The following is a 21,251-nucleotide window of genomic DNA, read 5'->3' on the forward strand; positions in this document are numbered from 1 at the left end:
GGTGCGCGGTCCACTGGGGCCTCCGGGTGGGGGAGTGGGCGGGGAGGGGGAGAGGACGGTGGCCACCGCCAGCCTCCAAGTTGGTCCAGACCAATCCCGGTGTCAAGAGGTCCAGACCAAAATCCCGTGTGCGCGGGAAGTTCAACCTGTCCCGGTTTGAAGCGAGTTGTGTGAAGACAGATCCCGTCCGGCCGCACAAACGGTGTTCTCCGGTCACAGAGCCGTGGATACAGTGCTCACGTAGTCACGCAGTGAAGTCGTCCCGGCGCACCGGAGTCACCCCGGTGGGCCACCGGATGTGAAGAGCGGGGAGCTGCGCGTGCCCACTGCCATCGCCGTGACCAGCGCCGACATGGCGCTGTCCGCGCAGGACGAACGGACCATGCCCGCCGTCGTGCTGCACGACCTCGACAAGCGGCCGCTCGACCACGCCCTCGCCGAGCTGAACGGGCTCGTCGAGCAGCACGGGCATCTCATCGTCGTCGGCTCGCAGGCCGCCCCCGCGGCGGTGACCCAGCGGCTGCACACCCTCCGCTCGCTCCTGGAGAGCGACCGGATCGCCCTGTTCCGGCCGGCTCTGCCGCCCCTCGGAATCGCCGTCCTGGCCCGCCAGTTGCGCCAGCTCGCCTCCTGCGACCTCAGCCCCGGCGTGCTCGCTTCCGCGGGCCGGCTGCTCACCCACTACATCCACGCCGGCGCGGTCCTCGGCTCGGTCGCCAGGCTCGACCGGATACCCGTGGGACTGAAGGCGCACGCCAAGTCCTGGGTGCCGGGCAGCCAGTTCGCGGTGGTCGCCCACCCGCAGCCGCGGCTCGTGCGCGTCGGCCCCGAAGCGACCCTGCCAGGACCCGAGTTCAGCACCTGGATGCTGGTCGCCAAGGGACAGCTGCAGTCCGAGTGGGTCGGCACGCTCGCCACGTCCTGGGGCGCGCACGGGCTGCGCGAGGCCCCGCTGCCGGCCGAGTCCGCGCACTGGTGGGGGACGGGCCGGATCGTGGAGTTCTGCGGCTATCTCGCCGACCTCTCCGTCCTCTACCAACTGGTCACCTCGGTGCGGCAGAGCACCTGTCACTGGTGCGGCGTCGACGTGATCGGCGACCGCTGCGTCTTCTGCTCCGCCACCCCGCCCGGCCATGAACCACCCGCCCCACGGGCCCTCGAACAACGGACGCCCGGCTGACCGTCCGGCCCCGCGACACCGCTCACCCATCGACTGCGCACGACCGACTCCCAATGAGGTTGCACGGTTCTTGACGGTCCCCTCCCTGAAGGGAGGGGTTCTTACGGCTCGCGCCGTGAGACTTCCTGTTTCATCGCCGACTGCCCGCCCGGAGAATTCCGTTGAGGTCTTACACCAGCTCCGCAGGCCGACACCGCCCGTCCGGCGGCCAGCAAGTTACTTGCGGCGTTCACGTCCCTGTCATGGGTTGTGCCGCAGTCGCACGTCCAGGTGCGCACGTGCAGCGGCATCTTGTCCTGCAAGGTGCCGCAGACGGAGCACAGCTTGGAAGAGGGGAAGAAGCGGTCGACCGCGATCACTTCCCGCCCGTACCAGGCTGCCTTGTACTCCAGCATGCTCCGGAACTCCGACCATGCCGCATCCGAGATGGCGCGGGCCAGGGACCGGTTCTTGACCATGTTCCGGACAGTCAGGTCCTCGATCACGATCGTTTGGTTCTCACGAACGAGACGAGTAGTCAGCTTGTGCAGCCCGTCACGCCGACGGTCGGCGATCCGGGCATAGACCTTGGCGACCTTCCGCCGCGCCTTGCGACGGTTGGCCCCGTCCCCCTTGGCCTTCTTCGCCAGTGCCCGCTGGGCCCTGGCGAGGCGGGCACGGTCCTTGCGCTCATGCCGGGGATTGGTGATCTTCTCCCCGGTCGAGAGCGTCAGGAGGTGGTCAAGGCCCACGTCGACACCGACTGCCGCGTTCACGGCGGGGAGCGGTCTCACGGACGGGTCCTCGCACAGCATCGAGACGAACCAGCGTCCGGCCGCATCCTGCGACACGGTCACCATGGACGGCTTCGCCCCCCGGGGAAGCGGGCGCGACCAGACGATGTCCAGCGGTTCATGCATCTTCGCGAGCGTCAGCCTGCCGTCGCGGAAGCGGAACCCGCTGGTGGTGTACTCGGCGGACTTCCGCGACTTCTTCCGCGACTTGAAGCGCGGGTACTTCGCCCGCTTGCCGAAGAAGTTGGTGAACGCCGTCTGCAAGTGCCGCAGACACTGCTGGAGCGGAACCGAGGAGACATCGTTGAGGAACGCAAGCTCCTCAGTCTTCTTCCACGCCGTCAGCATCGCCGACGTGGCGTTGTAGTTCACCCGCTCCTGCCGCGCCCACGCCTGCGTACGGGCGGCGAGCGCCATGTTGTAGACCTTCCGCACGCAGCCGAACGTGCGCGACAGCTCGGCCGCCTGCCCGTCCGTGGGATAGAAGCGGTACTTGAACGCCCGCTTCACATGCGTCGTGGGCACGCTCACAAACTAGCGATATCGCTCGTAAAGATCAAAACTGCGGGGCAGAGCGCGGTCTTTCGCCCTGTCGGCGAAACCCCGCTCCTTGCCCTGCTCCACAGGAGTCCGTTTCCTCCCCTGCCTGAAGGCAGGGGCATCCACGGAGGAACCTGATGAACTCCCGTCAGCGCCGCGGCGTGATACTCCTGGTCCTGTCGGTCCTCTGCGCCCTCGGCGCGTTCGCCGGCGTGCTCTCCGTGATCGACGACGTGAAGTCCAAGGTCGGCCCCGAGGTCACCGCGTACCGGCTCAAGTCGAACGTGGCGCCCTACACGCCGCTGACCACCGGCCAGTTCGCGAAGATCCGGATGCCCGAGCGCTGGCTGTCGGCCAACGCCGTCACCGATCTGCGGCAGATCCGCGGCAAGATCGCCGTGACCACCCTGCGCGAGGGCTCCCTGCTGCAGACCGACATGATCGTCGACCAGCCCGCCCTGCGGCCGGGGGAGCAGGAGGTCGCCATCATGATCGACGCGGCCACCGGCGTGGCCGGCAAGATCACCCCCGGCTCCCGGGTCAACGTCTACGCCACCTTCGAGGGCAAGCAGCAGGCCGACCCCGACCAGTCCAAGATCATCGTGACCAATGCCCGGGTCCTCGACGTCGGCAAGCTGACCTCCCTGGAGCCCGACAACAAGAACCAGCAGCCCACCGACGCCGTCCCGATCACCTTCGCGCTGTCCACCATCGACGCACAGCGCATCACCTACGCCGAGTCGTTCGCCCAGCGGGTCCGGCTCGCCCTGGTGGCACCCGGCAGCGAGACCACCGTGCCGGACAAGGACCGCACCTACGAACTCGCGACGGACAAGTGAGAGGCGGCCCGCATGCCCACCAGAATCCTCCCGGCCGTCGGTGACCCGGACGCCGTACGCTCCCTCATCACCCTGCTCAGCCAACTCCCGGACGCCGAACCGCTCCCCCCGGTCGGCGACTCCACCCAACTCGTCGACACCCTCGCCCGGCTCGCCGCCGAGTCCGTCGACGAACTGCCCGAGGTCGTCGTCGTCCACGAACGCATCGGACCCGTACCCGCCCTCGAACTCGTCCGCGAGATCGCCCTGCGCCACCCCGCGGCCGGCGTCATCCTCGTCACCACCGACGCCGGACCCGGCCTGTTCTCCGCCGCCATGGACTCCGGCGCCCGCGGTCTGGTCACCCTCCCGCTCAGCTACGACGAACTGGCCAGCCGGGTGCACGCGGTGGCCCAGTGGTCCCAGGGCGTACGCCGCCATCTCGGCCACGGCGCCGATGTGTTCGGCGGCGTCGGCGGCACCGTCGTCACCGTCAGCGGCGCCAAGGGCGGCGTCGGCGCCACCTTCGCCGCCGTCCAACTCGCCCTCGCCGCCCAGGCGTCCGGCCGGTCCACCGCCCTGGTCGACCTCGATCTGCAGACCGGCGACATCGCCTCCTACCTGGACATCCAGTTCCGCCGCTCCGTCGCCGACCTGGCCGCCATCACCGACATCTCCCCGCGGGTCCTCGCCGACGCCGTCTTCCGCCACGACACCGGCCTCGCCCTGCTGCTCGCCCCCGGCGAGGGCGAACGCGGCGAAGAGGTCACCGACCGGGCCGCCCGGCAGATCATCGGCGCCCTGCGCTCCCGCTACGAGGTGGTCGTGGTGGACTGCGGCGCCCAGCTCAGCGGCGCCGGCGCGACCGCCGTGGAGATGGCCGGGACGGCGCTGCTGCTGACCACCCCCGACGTCGTCGCCGTACGGGCCGCCAAGCGGACCGTGCGCATGTGGGACCGGCTGCAGATCCGCAAGGCGGAGGAGACCACCGTCGTCGTCAACCGGCACACCAGGAGTACGGAGATCCAGCCGCAGCTCATCCAGCGCGTCACCGGCACCGCGCTGGCCCGTACGACGGTGCCCGCGGGCTTCAAGGAACTCCAGGGCGTCGTGGACGCCGGACGCGTCCACGAACTCGACAGCCGCAGCGCGGTGAAACAGGCCCTGTGGGCGCTCGCCGGTGAACTCGGCCTGGCCGGCGCGCCCGCCGCACCGCCGCACCGCGGCCGGCCGCGCGGCGACCGGGGCGCGGTGAGCTTCCGGCGCCGGAAGGAGTGAACGCCATGGACCGGCCGGCACGCGACCGGGGACAGGTCAGCATCGAACTCCTCGGGATGACCCCGCTGATCCTGCTGACCCTGGTGCTGATGTGGCAGTGCGTCCTCGTGGGGTACACCTACACGCTCGCGGGGAACGCTGCCGACGAGGCGGTACGGGCCGGGACGGCCGCGGCGCCGGGCGAGCGGCAGGCCGCCTGCGAGCAGGCGGGACTCGGGCATCTGTCGCAGGCGTGGAAGGGGGATGCCACGGTGACGTGCGGGGGGAGCGGCTATGTGACCGCCGACGTGTCCCTGAAGGTGCCGGTCCTCTTCCCGGGGACCATCGCCTTCCCGGTCACCGTGCACGGCCACGCGGGCGCGGTGGAGGAGGCGAAACACTGACATGCGCGACTTCGCCGGCCGCGACCTGAGCGGCGACACCGGCCCCCACCCCGAGTCAGCCCCTCCGGGCGCCCGCCGCCCAGCCCGCCTCCGCGCCCGCCTCCGTGTCGGTCTCGGCCATGTCGCCGCCCGGCTTCGCGAGCTGCGCGCGCGACGTGCGGACGGTGCGCTGGGCGTTCGCCGGTGCGGGGGTCTTCGGGCCCGTCTTCGGGACGTTCGTGTGCTCCGTGTCCCGTCGCGGGATCGGGGGCAAGTGGCCATCGAGTACTTGGGTTTCATCCCGGTCCTGCTGCTCGTCGCCCTCGCGGGCATTCAGCTCGGCCTCGTCGCGTACGCCGCGCAGCAGGCGGGGACCGCGGCGCGCGCGGGGGCGCGGGCCGCCTCGTTGCGGCAGGACGCCGGCCAGGCCTGCGCGGGCGCGGTCAGCGACTGGCTCGCCGACGACACACAGTGCGCCACCGCGGAGCTGGGCGACGCGGTCGAGGTCACCGCCACCGTCCACATCCCCTCGGTCCTCCTCGGCTGGAACTTCGGGGACGCCCGCAAGTCCGCCACCATGCCGCTCGACCACTGAACGAGGAGCAGCCCAGCCATGAGCCTGCGGGCACGCATCAACTCCCCCGAGGAGCACGGCAGCCGGGGCGAGGACGGCCACCTGGTCGCCACCTACCGGGCCAAGCTCCTGGAGGAGATCGACCTCGCGGAGATGAGTTCCCTCGCCGCTGCCGAGCGCCGGGCCCGCCTTGAGCGGGTGCTCGGCCACATCATCAGCCGCGAGGGCCCGGTCCTGTCGACGGCCGAACGCTCCCAGCTGATCCGGCGGGTCGTGGACGAGGCGCTGGGCCTCGGCATCCTGGAACCCCTGCTGGAGGACCCGTCCATCACCGAGATCATGGTGAACGGCCCGGACGCGATCTTCGTGGAACGCGGCGGCCGGGTCGAGCAGTTGCCGCTGCGCTTCGTCTCCGCCGACCAGCTGATGCAGACGATCGAGCGGATCGTCTCGACCGTCAACCGCCGGGTGGACGAGTCCAATCCGATGGTCGACGCCCGGCTGCCGTCCGGCGAGCGGGTCAACGTCATCATCCCGCCGCTGTCCCTGACCGGCCCCATCCTCACCATCCGCCGTTTCCCGCGTTCCTTCACCCTCCAGGAGCTGATCGGCTTCGGCTCCCTGGACGAGCACATGGTGTTCCTGCTCGCGGGCCTGGTGCAGGCGAAGTTCAACATCATCGTCTCCGGGGCCACCGGCACCGGCAAGACGACCCTGCTCAACGCCCTGTCCGGACTCATCCCGGCGCACGAGCGGATCATCACCATCGAGGACTCGGCCGAACTCCAGCTCCAGCAGACCCATGTCGTCCGCCTGGAGTCCCGCCCGCCGAACGTCGAGGGCAAGGGCCAGGTCACCATCCGCGACCTGGTGCGCAACTCGCTCCGTATGCGCCCCGACCGCATCGTGGTCGGCGAGGTCCGCGGCGGCGAGTCCCTGGACATGCTCCAGGCGATGTCCACGGGCCACGACGGCTCCCTGGCGACCGTGCACGCGAACAGCGCCGAGGACGCCCTCACCCGGCTGCAGACCCTCGCCTCCATGTCCGACGTCCAGGTCCCCTTCGTAGCCCTGCACGACCAGATCAACAGCGCCGTCGACGTCCTCGTCCAGCTCACCCGGTTCGCCGACGGCGCCCGCCGCATCACCGAGATCGCCCTGCTCGACAGCCACGGCGGCGAGCCGTACCGGCTGGCCACCGTGGCCCGCTTCGACGCCCGGCCCATGACCCCCGACGGCCGCGTCCACGGCACCTTCCAGTACTTCCCCCTCCCGCGCCGCACCGCCGACCGCCTCTACATGGCGGGCCAGCCCCTGCCGCCGGCCTTCGGCGTCGCGCAGAGCGCGGACCAGCTCGCCACCCGAGAGGCCAGGTAGGTAGGCACCCATGGAACTGTCCACGCTCGTCACGCTCACCACCGGCGTCACCCTGCTGACCTGCGTCCTGGCCGTCGTCGGTGTGCACACCTACGCGTCCGGCCGGGCCCAGCGCGCCGCCCTCGTCGAACGCCTCAGCCACACCGGCCAGGTCCCGGCCGCCGGCCGCAGGCGCCGCTTCCGCACCCTCGACCGACGGCTGCGCCGCACCCGGCTCGGCCGGAAGCTGGAGCTGCGTCTCCTGGCGACCGGCCTGGACGTCACACCCGGCGAGTTCTTCGCGACCATGCTCGCCGTGGTCGCCGCCCTGTGGCTGATCGGCCAGGCCGTTCTCGCCCCCTTCTTCGGCCCGCTCGTCGGGCTGGCCGGCGTGTGGGCGGCCCTGCTGTTCCTCAACTGGCAGCGGCAGAAGCGCATCGAACGCTTCATCAACCAACTCCCGGAACTCGCCCGCATCCTGGCCAACGCCACCCAGGCCGGCCTCGCCCTGCGCACCGCGCTCGGCCTGGCCGCGGAGGAGCTTGAGGCCCCCGCGGGCGAGGAACTGGCCAAGGTCTCCGACCAGTTGGCGATCGGCCACTCGATGGACGACGCCCTCGGCGAACTCGCCGAGCGGCTGCCCTCGCGCGAACTGGTCGTGCTGGTCACCACCCTCGTGCTGTCGAACCGCGCGGGCGGCCAGGTGGTCAGCGCGCTGCGCAACCTCACCGAGACCCTGGAGGAGCGCAAGGAGACCCGGCGCGAGATCCGCACCCAGCTCTCCCAGGTGACCATGACGTCGTACGCCGTCCCCGCGCTCGGCGTGGGCGCGCTGTTCCTCATGAACGGCGTCAAGGACGGCGCCCTCGACCGGATGACCGGCTCGCCGATCGGCCAGGCCAGCGTGGTCGTCGCGTTCGCGATGTACGCGGTCGGATTCGTGCTCATCCGCCGTATGAGCCGTATCGACGTCTGACCGCCGGGCCGCACGGAGAAGAAGGAGGGGATCGGCATGGGACTGCTGCTGGCGGCGGTGACGGGCCTCAGCGTCTGGGGCGTGTTCGCCGGGATCCGCATGTACCGCGCGGAGGCCAGGCTGCCGCGCGACCTGGCCGTGGCCCTGGAGGTCGGCGCCACCCGCACCGGCGCCGTCGGCTCGCTGGTCGACCGCATGGGCATGCGCTACGCCCCCGCGGTGCTGCGCCTGATGGGACCCAAACGGGTCGCCAAGTACCGCCGCAGGATCGACCTCGCGGGCAACCCGGGCGGCCTGACCATCGACCGGTACGCGGCACGACGGGCCGTCTACGGCGCGCTCGGCGGCGTCGGCTTCCTGGTGATGCTGATGCGCGGCCAGTACCTCCTCGCGCTGCTCCTGCTCGCCTTCGGCGCGTTCTGGACCGAGGTCGGCATCTGGTCGGCGATCCGCATCCGCAGGGACGTCATCGAGCGCACGCTCCCCGACTTCCTTGACGTCCTCGCGGTGGTGGTGAGCGCGGGGCTGGGCTTCCGGCAGGCCCTGGACCGGGTCGCCGCCAGGTACGAGGGCCCCTGGGCCGACGAACTGCGCATCACCCTGCGCCAGATGGACCTCGGCATGAGCCGCCGCCAGGCGTTCGCGGAACTGCGCCGCCGCAACGACTCCGAGCAGGTCGCCATGTTCGTCACCGCGTTGCAGCAGGGCGAGGAACTGGGCGCGCCGATCGTCGACACCCTCGTGGCCCTCGCCAAGGACATGCGCCGCACCGACGCGCAGAACGCCCGCCGCAAGGCCGCCCGTGCGGTGCCCAAGGCCACGCTGATGATCACCACGTTCATGGTTCCGGCCACGATGCTCCTGCTGGGCACCGGACTCCTGCTGGGCTCCGGGGTGGACTTCGGCTCCATCACGGGCAAGTAGACGGGGAAGCGGGCGGGGCGGGGGTGAGCGCGGTGACGGTGACGGGAGACGGTGCGGCCGGACGCCGCCGCGTACGCCTGCCCGGGTGGACGAGACGGACGCCGGCCCGCGGGGCGACGGACCCGACCGGCACCGGACAGACCCACCCGCACCCAACGGGCGGGGAACTCGGCCGCACACCCGGCCGGGAACGACTGGAGGACGTGACCCGGCCGGACACCGCCCCCGAGCGACTGCAACTGCGCGCCCTGCAGGCGATGTGCCGGCAGGTCTTCGGGTTCCGCCTCGCGATGATCGCGCTGGCCGCGCCCGCCGCACTGGTCAACGCGTCCCCCGGCCTCGGCGTCCGCCTGGTGGGCGGCGCCGTCGTCATCACGTTCATGGTGTCGTACGTCCTGTTCCGCGACTGGGCACGATTCGGCCCGCTGCTCCTGCGCCACCCCACCCTGCTGGCGGCGGACACCCTCATCGGCTCCCTCCTGCTCGTCTCGGCGGGCCCGGACACCACCCTCGCCTACGTCAGCGTCTGCACCCCCCTCCTCGCCGGACTCCTCTACAGCTGGCGCGGCGCGGCCTGCTTCGCCTCGCTCCAGTCCCTGATCCTGCTCCTGGTCCACGCGACCCTGGAGCAGGGCCGCGGGGCCGATGTCACCGAGTCGCTGCTGCTGCCCGGCCTGTGCGTCATCGCCGGGGCCATGGGCTCCACCCTGCGCAACCTGATGCTCCGCTTCGGCGCCGCCACCCAGGCCCTGACGGCGGTGCAGGCCCGGCTCGCCGTCACGGAGGCGGTGAGCGCCGAACGCGCCCGGCTGGCCCGGGAGATGCACGACTCGGTGGCCAAGACCCTGCACGGCGTGGCCCTCGCGGCCGACGGTCTGGCCGCCTCGGCCGCCGCGGGCGCCCGCACGGACCCCGCCCTGATCGAACAGCAGGCGCACCTCGTGTCCCGTTCGGCCCGCCGGGCGGCGGCGGAGGCCCGGGAACTGCTCACCGACCTGCGCCGCGAGAACGACCCCGGGCACGGCATCGAACTGCTGCCGGAACTGGCCGCGCTCACCGCCGAGTTCCGCACCCGCACGGGACTGCGTGCCGAGTGCCGCCGAACCGGCGAGCTGCCCCTGCCCCCCGTCCCACCGGCGGTCGCCCGGCACCTCTTCGCCATCGTCTCCGAGGCCCTGGAGAACGCCCACCGGCACGGGGCGCCGTACCGGGTGGAGGTACGGGCTAACGTCCAGGGCGGGCTGCTGCGGCTGAGCGTGTACGACGACGGCCGGGGCCTGCCCCCCGGCAGCACCCTCGAACAACTGCGCCGCACCGGCCACTTCGGCTTGGTCGGCATGGCCGAACGCGCCGCGACGGTCGGCGCCCGCCTGCACATCGGACGGGGCGACCACCCCCGCGGCACCGAGATCCTGCTGGAACTGCCGCTCGCGGCGCTGACACCCCCCACCCCCGCACCGGCCCACGAGGCCGAAGACGCATGAGAGGAGGCACCCCGATGCCGGTGAACCCCTTCGAGAACCTTCCCCCGACCGTCCCCGCCGCACCGCTCCGGATCGTGGTCGCCGACGACAACCCGGTGGTCCGAGCGGGCCTGACCGCCCTCCTCGGCGGCCGGGACGACACCACGGTCGTGGCGGAGGCAGCGGACGGCCGCGCGGCCTGGGAAGCGGCCCTGGAACACCGCCCGGACGTCGTCCTCCTGGACGTCCGCATGCCCGGCGTCGACGGGCTGTCGGCCCTGCCGCACCTGGCGCGGCTGGCCCCGGTCATCATGCTCACCTACAGCCACGAGACGGAGAACGTCCAGGAGGCGGTGCGGCTGGGCGCGGGCGGCTATCTGGTGCACGGCGAGTTCACCGTGGACCAACTGGTCACCGCGGTACGGGACATCACCCGGGGACGTCCGCACTTCACGCCCGCGGCGGCCGGGGCGCTGATGGCTCCCCTACGTCAACGAGCGCATGCAACTGCACACACCGAACCTGAACTCGCCCACAACTCTCGCCGTACTTCTCCACAAAACCTTTCGCAACTGCAACCCGCTGTGGGACCCTCGATGCGGTCGCGCTACCAACTCAGCACGAGGGAGGCGGAGATCATGGACCTCGTCGCGTCCGGACTGAACAACCAGCAGATCGCCGCCGTGTGCTTCATCAGCGAGAAGACGGTCAAGAACCACATCAACCGCATCTTCGCCAAGCTCCACAGCACCAGCCGCGCCCAGGCGGCCGCCAAATGGCTGGGGGTGGCCTGACATGCCGCCCCGCGACGCACGTTGGGCCCGGCAATGGGCCCTGGGGCCCTGTGCCGAACGCGGCACGGCATCGTACGTTCACTGGATCGAAGGCGAACCCGGAGGGGAGCACGATGAGCGACCTGATGCTGAGGACTGCCGTGGCGGCGAAGGTTCGCTTGAACGGCTGGAAGAACACGACGGCGGCCGCCCTGCAACGCCGCGCGGCCGACCGCGGCCAGACCGCCGTCGAGTACCTGGGGATCATCGCCGTGGTGGTGGCGATCGTGCTGGCTATCACCGGTACGGACATTGGGCAGACCATTCTCGACAAGATCAAGGCAAAGATCACCGAGATCACCTGACGCGGCCGCACGGTTCGAGGGACGCAGGGCAGGCCTTCCCCATCTACATCACGGTGGTGGCGGGTCTGCTCTTTCTTGCGTTGGCCTATCTGGCGATCGGCCAGGCCGCGGCCAACCGGAACGGCGCCCAGACGGCGGCGGACGCGGCGGCGCTCGCCGCGGCTCAGAACGCCCGAGACCAACTCGCCGGCGCATGGCTGGAGGACGTGCTCGATCCCAGCACATGGCAGGACGTCTTCGACGGCAACGTGCCGTTGAATCCCTCGTGCTGGCGTGCCGAGCAACTCGCCGCTCAGAACGATGCGACGGTACGGAGTTGCGAGGCGCTCGATCCGCTCACCTATCGGGTCGACGTCCAGACCGACAAGCCCGTCGGGCACTCCGTAGTGCCCGGTACGGAGGACGTGAGGTCGACGGCGTCCGCCACGGCCGTGATAGAGCCGCTGTGCACCTTCGACCCGCTTGATGAAGACGCCGAGGACAACGCACTGCCGCAGCTCACCTGCAAAGAGAACTGGGACCTCAATCCGGATGATCTCGCTGATCTCCCGGGTCCCGAGGACCTTTTCGACGTGCACCTGGCCGAGTGACAAGCGAACGACGAGTCGAGAAGGAAGCGGAGTCATGAGCATTCGGTTCACTGCGAAGAGTCGCAGAGGGCTGGTCGCGTTCACGATCGCGGCCGGTCTGGCACTCGGGGCGGTCGGCTGCGGTGGCGGCGGTAGCGACGACAAGAAGCCGGAATCGACCGCGTCGGCTTCCAAGGACGGTGGGCCGAAGCCGAGTGCTCAAGAAGGGCAGGCCGACCAGCCGCTGGCCGAGCTGAAGGGGCCCAACGGGCTGCTGCTCCAGATCACTTCCGCGGACCGGGACTCGGGCGGATTCGTAACGGTCAACGCGACGATGAAGAACGACAGCGGCACCACAGCGGTCATCCCGTCCAATCTGAGCGGCAATGAGACAGAGATCATCAGAAACGGCAGCTCGCTGGGCGGCGCGACGCTCGTGGACCCCAAGGGGAAGAAGCGTTACTACGTCCTGCGTGACACGGACGGCCGCCCCCTCACCACGACCGGCCTGCCCGCTTTGAAAGCCGGAGAGTCCCTGCCGGTGTTCATGCAGTTCCCCTCGCCCCCGACCGGCACCCCCGAAGTCGGCTTCCAACTGCCTGGCTTCCCCACCGCCACCATCCAGATCTCCGGGTGAGGCGCACGTGATCATCGTAGACCGGGTTTCGCTGGCCGTGGGCACCGCCGCCGTGCTTCTCGCCGCCTCCCTCCACGCCGCCACCCCCGCCCGCGCCGACGAGTCCGACCCCAGTGTTCCGCCGGGTACCGAGGCATCGGCGTCCGCGCCGGTCGCGGTCGACCCCAACGACCCGGATCTGAAGCTGCCGGAGGGCGCGACGCTCGCCGCTCCCAAGGTGCTCGACATCAAGTCCGTGGTGGAGGACCAGAGCGGCGACGAACGCCGCGAGGACACCAACGCGGACGTGAAGTTCGCCCTCCAGGCCGAGGTGCTGTTCGGCAAGGACAGCGCCAGGTTGAGCGCGGAGGCGAGGGCCCGTATCGCCTCGATCGCGGAGGAGATCAAGAACCAGAAGGCGACGCAGGTACGGGTGTTCGGCTTCACGGACAACCTGGGCTCCTCGGCCCACGGCGACGTCCTGTCCAAGCAGCGGGCCAACGCCGTACAGGCGGTCCTGGACCAGGACCTCAACGACGCGAACGTCACCTTCGAGGTACGGGGCTACGGCGAGCAGTACCCGATCGCGGACAACTCCACCGAGTCGGGCCGGAAGAAGAACAGAAGGGTCGAGGTCTCCTTCCCCCGCTCGGCGAACTGACCCCACCCGGAGGGCCCCGGACTCACCGGCCGTCGCCCGCCCCCTCCACGCTCACCCGCGCTCCCGCCTCGATGCCCCACCCCGCCATGGCCCCGGCCGCGGCCTCCAGCACATGCCGTGACCGCGGCCGGGGCAGGCCGAGCCGCCCGGGCCGCATGGTGCGTACGGCGATCACGGTGAGATCGCGGTCGAGGTAGGCGACATCGATGGGCATCCGCATGCGAAAGGTGTGCACGCTGCCCGCGGGGGAGAGCAGCATCGCCCCGTCCACCGCATCGCGCCCCAACAACCCTTTGGTACGGGCGCGGTAGGAGGCCGCGATCTCCAGCGGTACCGACACCCGCCCCCCGCGCACCCCGTACACCGCCAGCTCCGCCCGCCCGTCCCGCCAACGCCGCATCCCTACCCCACCTCCCTCAAAACCGTACCGCTCCGCCCCCCACCGGGCCCCCTCCGCACGACATGACGGTCAAGCGACACGGGCCGCCCGGGATTGTCAGTGGGTCCTGTCACACTCCTCTCCCATGACGACGTCCATGACGGACAGCACGACGGACAGCACGACGGATTCCACGGCGGAGTCCGTCAGAGGAGGCGGCGGAGATGAGTGAAGAGTCCGCGCGGGGTGCCGAGCCCCGTGCCGTGGGGCTGCGCGAGGTGGTCGACGCCGACCTGGAGACCTTCCTCGCCTACGAGCACGATCCGGAGGCCGTGCGCCGGTCGAAGTTCCCGCCGCGCGAGCGGGACGCCTTCCTGAAGCACTGGAGGACGAGGGTGCTGGGGGACCCCGACAACCTGGTGCGGACCGTCACCGTGGGCGGCGAGGTGGCCGGCAACATCGTCTCCTGGTCGCAGGACGACCGGCGGTTCATCGGCTACTGGCTGGGGCGGGCGTACTGGGGGCGCGGCGTGGGGTCCCGTGCCCTCGGTCTCTTCCTGCGCCAGGAGCGCACCCGGCCCCTGTACGCCGACCCGTTCTCCGGCAACACGGCATCGGTCCGGCTCCTGAGACGGCACGGCTTCGAGGACGCCGGCACCGTACGCCACGGTGACGACCTACACCTCCTGCTCGCCCTGCGAGAGGAGGTGCGGGGGGTCGCGCCGTGAGAAAAAGCAGCGGCGCCCACCGGCGGCGCCCTGCGACGATCCGTGCATGGACCGGACACACCCGAAAGAGCCCCGTTCTCCTCGTTCCTTCGAAGACCTCGTCGCGGAGGGCACCGCCGTGCCCACCGAGGGCTGGGACTTCTCCTGGTTCGAGGGACGCGCCAGCGAGGAACGGCCGTCCTGGGGGTACTCACGCTCGGCGGCCGGCCGGCTGGCCCGTGCCACGGCCGCGCTGGACATCCAGACCGGGGGCGGCGAGGTCCTTGACGTCGCGCTGGCCACGGCGGCCCCGGCCCGGCCCGCACTGCTCGCGGCCACCGAGGGCTGGCCGCCGAACGTCGCCCGGGCCACCGCGCTGCTGCGCCCGCGCGGCGCCGTGGTCGTCTCGGCGCCGGACGACGCGCCGCTGCCCTTCGCCGACGGGGCCTTCGACCTGGTGCTGAGCCGGCACCCTGTGCGCCCGCACTGGGACGAGATCGCCCGTGTGCTGAGCCCGGGGGGAACCTACTTCGCGCAGCACGTGGGGCCGGCCAGCGTCTTCGAACTGGTCGAGTTCTTCCTCGGGCCGCAACCGGAGCCAAGCCGCACCGCCCGCCACCCCGACCGTGAGCGCGCCGACGCCGAGCGGGCCGGGCTTCAGGTCGTCGACCTGCGGGCCGAGCGGCTGCGCATGGAGTTCCATGACATCGCGGCCGTCGTGCACTTCCTGCGCAAGGTCGTCTGGATGGTCCCGGGCTTCACCGTCGAGGCGTACGAGCCCCGGCTGCGGGCCCTGCACGAGCGGATCGAGGCCGAGGGGCCCTTCGTCGCGCACAGCACCCGGCACCTCTTCGACGCCCGTAGACCGGACCGCTGACCGCTTCGAGCCGGGCGCCTGCGGGCCGGACGGAAGAATTGGCCGGGAATCGCCCCTCGGGGACGGCTCGGCGACGGTGGCGGGGCCGGGGCATCCTACGCGCCGGCGTGTCGGCGCGGGGCGCGCGTGTCGGCGGGGTTTCCACATCGTTATCGCAAGCGGCTCGCATCTGCGGGGTGCCCTCACGTAAGTTCAGACCAAGGCAATTCGCGTGAGCAAAGCCGCGCGGTCGGCACCGCGTGGCGGAGGGGGCTGCGCGGTGCCGGTATGCGCCCGTGCGCCCGTCAAGCCACCGTTCGCTGCCGAATTAGCCCAACGGAGGGACGGCGTGGCGACTGTCCGCAGCGGCGCCGGGACGCGCCACGCCTGTCGATCATTCGACGCATGGCCCGGCCGCCTGGGATTCCGCTGTGAATCGGCCATGGAACGGCCCTGAACAAGGGGTTCCGCCGCCCTCAGGGCGTCGCCGGGCGACTCCGGAGAGTAATTGTGGCACGCCGATGCACACGGGATCCCTTACGAAGGGTTATGGTGGAAACCCCCCCTCGGGCCGGTCCGTCTCCCCCCCACGGACCGGCCCGTTTTCTTTGTGCGCCCGCCACGCCCCCCGGCCGCCCCGCCTCTCGCCTGCCACGCCCCGCCTGCCACGCCCCCGCCCCATGCCCCGGCCCCCGCCCCATGCCCCCGGCCCCCGCCCCATGCCCCCGGCCCGCGCCCCGCCCCCGAGGCGTCCTCCGCCGCCGGGGAGGGAACCGTTGGGCCGCCGTGTGCCGTCCCCCTCACCGGGGTGCGGACGACCCACCGCGGCGCGACCCCGAAACCGTGCCGGAGCCCCGCAGGAGTAGGCTTCGGGCCCGCGGGGACGCACCCGCACCGTACGGAGGGGCTGACATCACGTGAACCTGCGCGACAAGCTGCGCGGCCTCCTGGTCAGGCTGTACGCGCGCCGGGTGGAAGGCCACCTGGACCACGCTCAGGTGCCCAAGCACATCGGCGTCATCATGGACGGCAACCGGCGCTGGGCGAAGGCCGCGGGATCCAGCACCGTCCACGGCCACCGGGCCGGTGCGGACAAGATCGGCGAATTCCTCGGCTGGTGCTCCGAGACGGACGTCGAGGTCGTCACCCTGTGGCTGCTGTCCACGGACAACTTCGACCGCGCGCAGGAAGAGCTGGTCCCGCTCCTCGGCATCATCGAGGACGTCGTGCGCACGCTCGCCGCCGACGGCCGCTGGCGCGTGCACCACGTCGGCACCCCGGACCTGCTGCCCTCCCCGATGCAGCTGGCGCTGAAGGAGGCCGAGGAGGCCACGGCCCACGTCAAGGGGATACTGGTCAACGTCGCCATCGGCTACGGCGGTCGGCAGGAGATCGCCGACGCCGTGCGCTCCATGCTCCTGGACGCCCACGACAGGGGCGTCACCATGGAGGACCTGGCCGAGTCCGTCGACATCGACATGATCGGGCGCCACCTCTACACGAGCGCCCAGCCCGACCCCGATCTGGTGATCAGGACCAGCGGCGAGCAGCGGCTGTCCGGTTTCATGCTGTGGCAGACGGCCCACTCCGAGTACTACTTCTGTGATGTCTTCTGGCCGGCCTTCCGCAAGGTCGACTTCCTGCGTGCGCTGCGTGACTACGCGGCGCGGCACCGGCGCTACGGCGGCTGAACGAGCGCGGTAGCGGGCCCCGGGCGCCCCGCACGGCACACATTCCGTACGCCCCCGGTGGGGTGGCGGCAACGAGGTGTTCACCGGCGCGCCGTCCCATGCACTTGCATGGCAATGCATCTTCCAGGGCATAAGCCAAACAGGTCGACACCCGAACCACGGGTGTCGGATCTCAGCGGGCGGCACGGGGCCGCCCGCCCGGGAGGCCCTTTGCACCAGCCCGACCGTGCCGTCACCGCACGGAAGCAGCCGCGGAGGGCCGGTTCCCGGCCCGCGCGTGTGCGGTGCGGCCGGCGACCGGCCTGGTTTTTCCCGCCCTCCCGGCCCAGCTTCCGTCCCGTCGCTCCCCGACCTCATCCGAGGGGGTACGTCCTTCCGTGGTGACCAGCACAAAGCGCCACAAGCCCGACCGGCGCACCTATGTTCTCGACACCAGCGTCCTGCTGGCCGACCCGAACGCCCTGACCCGCTTCGACGAGCACGAGGTCGTGCTCCCGATCGTGGTGGTCACGGAGCTGGAGGCCAAGCGGCACCATCCCGAACTCGGCTACTTCGCCCGGCAGGCGCTGCGTCTGCTCGACGACTACCGGGTGCGGTACGGCCGTCTCGACGCCCCCATCCCGATCGGGGACCTCGGCGGGACCGTGCGTGTCGAGCTCAACCACTCGGATCCCAGCGTGCTGCCCACCGGCTACCGCCTGGGGGACAACGACTCACGCATCCTCGCCGTCGCCCGCAATCTGCAGGCCGAGGGGTTCGACGTCACCGTCGTCTCGAAGGACCTGCCCCTGCGCATCAAGGCGTCCTCCGTCGGTCTGCTCGCCGAGGAGTACCGCGCGGAGCTGGCCATCACGGACTCCTCCGGCTGGACCGGCATGTCCGAGCTGACCCTGTCCGCCGAACAGGTGGACACGCTCTTCGAGGAGGGGCACGCCGAGGTGCCCGAGGCCGCAGGACTGCCCGTGCACACCGGTCTGACGATCCAGTCGGAGCGGGGCAAGGCGCTCGGCCGGGTGACGGCGGAGGGCACCATCCGCCTGGTGCGCGGCGACCGGGAGGTGTTCGGCATCAAGGGCCGCAGCGCCGAGCAGCGGATCGCCCTCGATCTGCTCCTCGACCCGGACGTGGGCATCGTGTCCATGGGCGGCCGGGCCGGCACCGGCAAGTCGGCGCTGGCGCTGTGCGCCGGCCTGGAGGCGGTCCTGGAGCGCCGTCAGCACCAGAAGGTGATGGTCTTCCGTCCGCTGTACGCGGTCGGCGGGCAGGAGCTGGGCTATCTGCCCGGCACCGAGGCCGAGAAGATGAGCCCGTGGGCGCAGGCGGTGTTCGACACGCTGTCGGCGGTCACCAGCCGTGAGGTCATCGAGGAGGTCACCGCGCGCGGGATGCTGGAGGTCCTGCCGCTGACCCACATCCGGGGGCGTTCGCTGCACGACGCGTTCGTGATCGTGGACGAGGCGCAGTCACTGGAACGGAACGTACTGCTGACCGTGCTGTCCCGGATCGGGGCGAACTCGCGGGTGGTGCTGACCCATGACGTGGCGCAGCGGGACAATCTGCGGGTCGGCCGCTACGACGGTGTCGTCGCCGTGGTGGAGAAGCTGAAGGGGCATCCGCTCTTCGCGCATGTCACGCTGACCCGGTCCGAAAGGTCCCAGATCGCCGCGCTCGTGACCGAAATGCTGGAGGACGGACACATCTGACCCGAGACCTCCGATCCGGCGCATCCGACCCGACTGGTCGACTTGGGTCGGTTACCCGCTGGTTGGCGCCGTCCGGCAAAGCGATGAGCCTAGCCGGGCGGCGCCGTGATGTGTGGGGGATTCCTGAAAACGCCGGGGCCAAACGAGATGTGAGCTTTCACACGCAACTCGGAATTGCCTACCGGCGCCGGGTTACGGCAGAGTCTCACTCCTGTCAGGCCCCGCATACGACACAGCCGTGCCCCGTGGGGGCACCTCCCACGCCCTTAGGGCTGTGGGGGAGGTACGGCAGCACCCAGGCACCACGGTCAACTCCATAGCGTCGTCGTATGCCGCCCGAGCACCATGCGGCGCTCCCGCGCAGGGAGTTGCCCACCGGGCCCGTGCCTCCCGTGACCCCGCAGTTGGGAGGCCAGCGTCAGGGGCACGATTGCGTCCGCCAGGGTCACCGAAGCGGGCGATGCTGGAAGGAAACCGTGTGAGCCGGATTTCGGTCCGGGGATTCGCAGTGGCCTCGGCCACCGCGGTCACCGCCGTCGGAAGCGTCGTCGGAGTTGCCTCGGGCAGCGTCGCGCAGAACAACGACGCCGAGGCGACGGCAACCGACGCGACGCTTCTCGCGGACATACCCGCGGGTCAGCAGGCCCAGGTGCAGACCGCGTCCCTGACACAGCAGGCGGACGCGCAGGCCATCGCCGCGGACGCGAGCGCCAAGAAGGACGCCGAGGAGGCGGCCCGCAAGGCGGCCGCCGAGACCGCGATCGCGAAGAAGGAGGCCGCCGAGAAGGCGGCGAAGGCGGCCAAGGAGCGTGAGGAGGCCGCGAAGGAGGCAAGCCGCAGCCAGAGCGTCGGCGCCGCCAGCTTCCCCGTCCAGAGCTCCTACTCGGTCGCGCAGATCCAGGCGATGGCGCGGCAGATGGTCGCGAGCGGCCAGTTCCAGTGCTTCAGCAACATCGTGGACCACGAGTCCGGCTGGAACTACCGTGCCGTCAACGCCTCCTCCGGCGCCTACGGCCTCTTCCAGGCGCTGCCGGGCTCCAAGATGTCCTCCGTGGGCGCCGACTGGCAGACCAACCCGGCCACCCAGATCAAGTGGGGGCTGAACTACATGAACGACCGCTACGGCAGTCCCTGCGACGCCTGGTCGTTCTGGCAGGCCAACCACTGGTATTAGGCGAACAGCGGTTCGTCGCTTACCTCTCAACCCCGCACAGCCCCTTCCCGTCCTACGGGGAGGGGCTGTTGCCGTGTACGGTCGGACGGACGATTCCTGGGAGGAGTGGTGGGGCGCACCCGGGGACATGCGGGAGAAGGACGGATCATGTCGCGAGTGCCAGGATGGCTCGGCCGGGTCGGAGCCGGACTGACGCAGATGGGGGAGCGGTTGGACGAGCGGCGGGTGGCGGCGGAGCGGCAGCACGCCGAGGAACCACCGCGGGCGCCCGCCGAGGAGCCGCTGCCCGACGACCACCAGGACCCGGCCGAGGTCCGGATCGTCCGCCCTGACCCCGCGCAGGCGGTGCCCTGGGGCGTACGGGTCGCGGCCGAGGCGGGCTGGCGGCTGCTGGTGCTGGCCGGCACGGTGTGGGTGCTGATGCGCGTCATCAGCTCCGTACAACTCGTGGTGTTCGCCTTCGTCATCTCGCTGCTGGTCACCGCCCTGTTGCAGCCCACGGTCGCCCGGCTGAAACGGCACGGTGTGCCGCGCGGCCCGGCCACCGCACTCACCGCGATCCTCGGCTTCATCGTGATGGGGCTGATCGGCTGGTTCGTGACCTGGCAGGTCATGGAGAACATCGACACGCTCTCCGACCAGGTCCAGAGCGGCATCGACGATCTGCGCCGCTGGCTGCTGCAGAGCCCGTTCCACGTCACGGACAAGCAGATCAACCAGATCGCCAAGAGCCTGCGGGAGGCGATCGGCGCCAACACCGACCAGATAACGTCGGCCGGACTGGAGGGAGTTCAGGTCGTCGTCGAGGCGTTGACCGGCATTCTGCTGGTGTTCTTCTCGACGTTGTTCCTGCTCTACGACGGCGACCGGATCTGGCAGTGGGCGCTGAAGCTGGTGCCGGCCGCGGCCCGGCCGGGCGTGGCCGGCGCGGGCCCGCGCGCCTGGCGCACGCTGACGGCCTACGTCCGCGGCACGGTGCTGGTCGCCCTGATCGACGCGATCTTCATCGGGCTCGGCATCTACTTCCTGAACGTCCCCATGGCCGTTCCGCTGGCCGTGTTCATCTTCCTGTTCTCGTTCATCCCGCTCGTGGGCGCGGTCGCCTCGGGTGTGCTGGCCGTGGTGGTCGCCCTCGTCACCCAGGGCGTGTTCACCGCGGGCATGACGCTGGTGGTGATCCTGGCGGTGCAGCAGATCGAGGGGCACATCCTGCAGCCGTTCATCCTGGGCCGCGCGGTGCGGGTGCATCCCCTGGCCGTCGTCCTGTCCGTCACCGCGGGCGGCATGGTGGCCGGCATCGGCGGCGCCGTGGTCGCCGTGCCCCTGGTGGCGGTGACCAACACGGTGGTCGGCTATCTGCGGGCCTACTCCGAGGAGCAGGCCCTGCGCAGCGCCGGCCGGGCACGTCCGGCCCCGCCCGCGGTCCGGCAGGAGCCGGTGCCGGCGGACGCGGAAGGCCCCGCCCACCAAGGGTGAGCGGGGCCCGGAGCGCGGAACCGCCTGTGTGGCGCAG

Annotated in this window: 23 protein-coding genes; 20 read left to right on the forward strand and 3 right to left on the reverse strand. The window is 70.9% G+C overall.

Going from position 1 to position 21,251, the window contains the following annotated elements; translation table 11 throughout:
• Positions 1-352: 352 nt before the first annotated feature.
• On the forward strand, positions 353-1,180 hold the full coding sequence (locus AC27LF_RS07545) for a hypothetical protein (protein WP_479656808.1): 828 nt from the start codon (positions 353-355) through the stop codon (positions 1,178-1,180).
• 101 nt (positions 1,181-1,281) lie between these two features.
• Here AC27LF_RS07545 and AC27LF_RS07550 read toward each other — a convergent pair whose 3' ends face one another.
• Positions 1,282-2,478 (reverse strand): RNA-guided endonuclease InsQ/TnpB family protein, encoded by a 1,197-nt coding sequence (locus AC27LF_RS07550; RefSeq protein ID WP_479656781.1) that lies wholly within the window; start codon positions 2,476-2,478, stop codon positions 1,282-1,284.
• A gap of 152 nt (positions 2,479-2,630) precedes the next feature.
• Here AC27LF_RS07550 and cpaB point away from each other — a divergent pair, with 152 nt between their 5' ends.
• From cpaB to AC27LF_RS07565, 3 genes are read left to right on the forward strand one after another with little or no spacing between them, the layout of a single operon-like run.
• The gene (gene cpaB / locus AC27LF_RS07555; RefSeq protein ID WP_479656782.1) at positions 2,631-3,332 is read left to right on the forward strand and encodes a Flp pilus assembly protein CpaB; all 702 of its coding nucleotides are present in this window, start codon (positions 2,631-2,633) and stop codon (positions 3,330-3,332) included.
• A 12-nt stretch (positions 3,333-3,344) separates the two neighbouring features.
• The gene (locus tag AC27LF_RS07560) at positions 3,345-4,589 is read left to right on the forward strand and encodes a CpaE/TadZ family protein (RefSeq protein WP_479656783.1); all 1,245 of its coding nucleotides are present in this window, start codon (positions 3,345-3,347) and stop codon (positions 4,587-4,589) included.
• Between the two features lie 5 nt (positions 4,590-4,594).
• Positions 4,595-4,972 carry a TadE/TadG family type IV pilus assembly protein gene (locus tag AC27LF_RS07565; protein ID WP_479656784.1) on the forward strand — a complete coding sequence of 126 codons (378 nt, stop codon included), beginning with the start codon at positions 4,595-4,597 and terminating at the stop codon, positions 4,970-4,972.
• A gap of 55 nt (positions 4,973-5,027) precedes the next feature.
• Here the strand turns inward: AC27LF_RS07565 and AC27LF_RS07570 are convergent, their stop codons facing one another.
• Complete coding sequence (locus AC27LF_RS07570) at positions 5,028-5,225, reverse strand: hypothetical protein (RefSeq protein ID WP_479656812.1); 198 nt, start codon at positions 5,223-5,225, stop codon at positions 5,028-5,030.
• Between AC27LF_RS07570 and AC27LF_RS07575 the strand changes: the two genes are divergently transcribed.
• The 10 genes from AC27LF_RS07575 (at position 5,193) to AC27LF_RS07620 (ending at position 13,228) form a co-directional block, all read left to right on the forward strand.
• Complete coding sequence (locus tag AC27LF_RS07575) at positions 5,193-5,546, forward strand: TadE/TadG family type IV pilus assembly protein (RefSeq protein ID WP_479656785.1); 354 nt, start codon at positions 5,193-5,195, stop codon at positions 5,544-5,546. The two genes, AC27LF_RS07570 and AC27LF_RS07575, sit on opposite strands and share 33 nt — an antisense overlap.
• Positions 5,547-5,564: 18 nt before the next feature.
• Positions 5,565-6,902 (forward strand): TadA family conjugal transfer-associated ATPase, encoded by a 1,338-nt coding sequence (locus tag AC27LF_RS07580; protein WP_479656786.1) that lies wholly within the window; start codon positions 5,565-5,567, stop codon positions 6,900-6,902.
• A gap of 10 nt (positions 6,903-6,912) precedes the next feature.
• The gene (locus AC27LF_RS07585; protein WP_479656787.1) at positions 6,913-7,857 is read left to right on the forward strand and encodes a type II secretion system F family protein; all 945 of its coding nucleotides are present in this window, start codon (positions 6,913-6,915) and stop codon (positions 7,855-7,857) included.
• Positions 7,858-7,893: 36 nt separating this feature from the next.
• Positions 7,894-8,781, forward strand: coding sequence for a DUF5936 domain-containing protein (locus tag AC27LF_RS07590; RefSeq protein ID WP_479656788.1), 888 nt, complete (start codon positions 7,894-7,896; stop codon positions 8,779-8,781).
• Between the two features lie 257 nt (positions 8,782-9,038).
• Complete coding sequence (locus AC27LF_RS07595; protein ID WP_479656809.1) at positions 9,039-10,265, forward strand: sensor histidine kinase; 1,227 nt, start codon at positions 9,039-9,041, stop codon at positions 10,263-10,265.
• A 14-nt stretch (positions 10,266-10,279) separates the two neighbouring features.
• Positions 10,280-11,038 (forward strand): response regulator, encoded by a 759-nt coding sequence (locus AC27LF_RS07600; protein WP_479656789.1) that lies wholly within the window; start codon positions 10,280-10,282, stop codon positions 11,036-11,038.
• Positions 11,039-11,151: 113 nt separating this feature from the next.
• The gene (locus tag AC27LF_RS07605) at positions 11,152-11,382 is read left to right on the forward strand and encodes a hypothetical protein (protein WP_479656810.1); all 231 of its coding nucleotides are present in this window, start codon (positions 11,152-11,154) and stop codon (positions 11,380-11,382) included.
• Positions 11,379-11,972: a pilus assembly protein TadG-related protein gene (locus tag AC27LF_RS07610; protein ID WP_479656811.1), complete on the forward strand. Its 594-nt coding sequence runs from the start codon at positions 11,379-11,381 to the stop codon at positions 11,970-11,972. Before AC27LF_RS07605 ends, AC27LF_RS07610 begins: the two co-directional genes overlap by 4 nt.
• Before the next feature lie 34 nt (positions 11,973-12,006).
• Positions 12,007-12,588 carry a hypothetical protein gene (locus AC27LF_RS07615; protein ID WP_479656790.1) on the forward strand — a complete coding sequence of 194 codons (582 nt, stop codon included), beginning with the start codon at positions 12,007-12,009 and terminating at the stop codon, positions 12,586-12,588.
• 7 nt (positions 12,589-12,595) lie between these two features.
• The gene (locus tag AC27LF_RS07620; RefSeq protein ID WP_479656791.1) at positions 12,596-13,228 is read left to right on the forward strand and encodes an OmpA family protein; all 633 of its coding nucleotides are present in this window, start codon (positions 12,596-12,598) and stop codon (positions 13,226-13,228) included.
• A 22-nt stretch (positions 13,229-13,250) separates the two neighbouring features.
• Here the strand turns inward: AC27LF_RS07620 and AC27LF_RS07625 are convergent, their stop codons facing one another.
• A complete protein-coding gene (locus tag AC27LF_RS07625; RefSeq protein ID WP_479656792.1) occupies positions 13,251-13,628 on the reverse strand; it encodes a DUF192 domain-containing protein in 378 nt (125 codons plus the stop codon).
• Positions 13,629-13,831: 203 nt separating this feature from the next.
• Here AC27LF_RS07625 and AC27LF_RS07630 point away from each other — a divergent pair, with 203 nt between their 5' ends.
• The 6 genes from AC27LF_RS07630 (at position 13,832) to AC27LF_RS07655 (ending at position 21,214) form a co-directional block, all read left to right on the forward strand.
• Positions 13,832-14,335, forward strand: coding sequence for a GNAT family N-acetyltransferase (locus AC27LF_RS07630; RefSeq protein WP_479656793.1), 504 nt, complete (start codon positions 13,832-13,834; stop codon positions 14,333-14,335).
• A gap of 46 nt (positions 14,336-14,381) precedes the next feature.
• A complete protein-coding gene (locus AC27LF_RS07635; RefSeq protein ID WP_479656794.1) occupies positions 14,382-15,191 on the forward strand; it encodes a methyltransferase domain-containing protein in 810 nt (269 codons plus the stop codon).
• Positions 15,192-16,087: 896 nt separating this feature from the next.
• Entirely contained in the window at positions 16,088-16,861 is a 774-nt protein-coding gene (locus tag AC27LF_RS07640; protein ID WP_479656368.1) for an isoprenyl transferase, read from the forward strand.
• A gap of 377 nt (positions 16,862-17,238) precedes the next feature.
• Positions 17,239-18,564: an RNA 5'-3' helicase PhoH2 gene (gene phoH2 / locus AC27LF_RS07645; protein WP_479656367.1), complete on the forward strand. Its 1,326-nt coding sequence runs from the start codon at positions 17,239-17,241 to the stop codon at positions 18,562-18,564.
• A gap of 460 nt (positions 18,565-19,024) precedes the next feature.
• Positions 19,025-19,738, forward strand: a complete 714-nt coding sequence (locus AC27LF_RS07650; RefSeq protein WP_479656366.1) for an aggregation-promoting factor C-terminal-like domain-containing protein — start codon at positions 19,025-19,027, stop codon at positions 19,736-19,738.
• Between the two features lie 147 nt (positions 19,739-19,885).
• Complete coding sequence (locus AC27LF_RS07655) at positions 19,886-21,214, forward strand: AI-2E family transporter (protein WP_479656365.1); 1,329 nt, start codon at positions 19,886-19,888, stop codon at positions 21,212-21,214.
• The last annotated feature ends 37 nt before the right edge of the window (positions 21,215-21,251 follow it).

The sequence above is a fragment of the Streptomyces diversicolor genome (assembly GCF_057537855.1).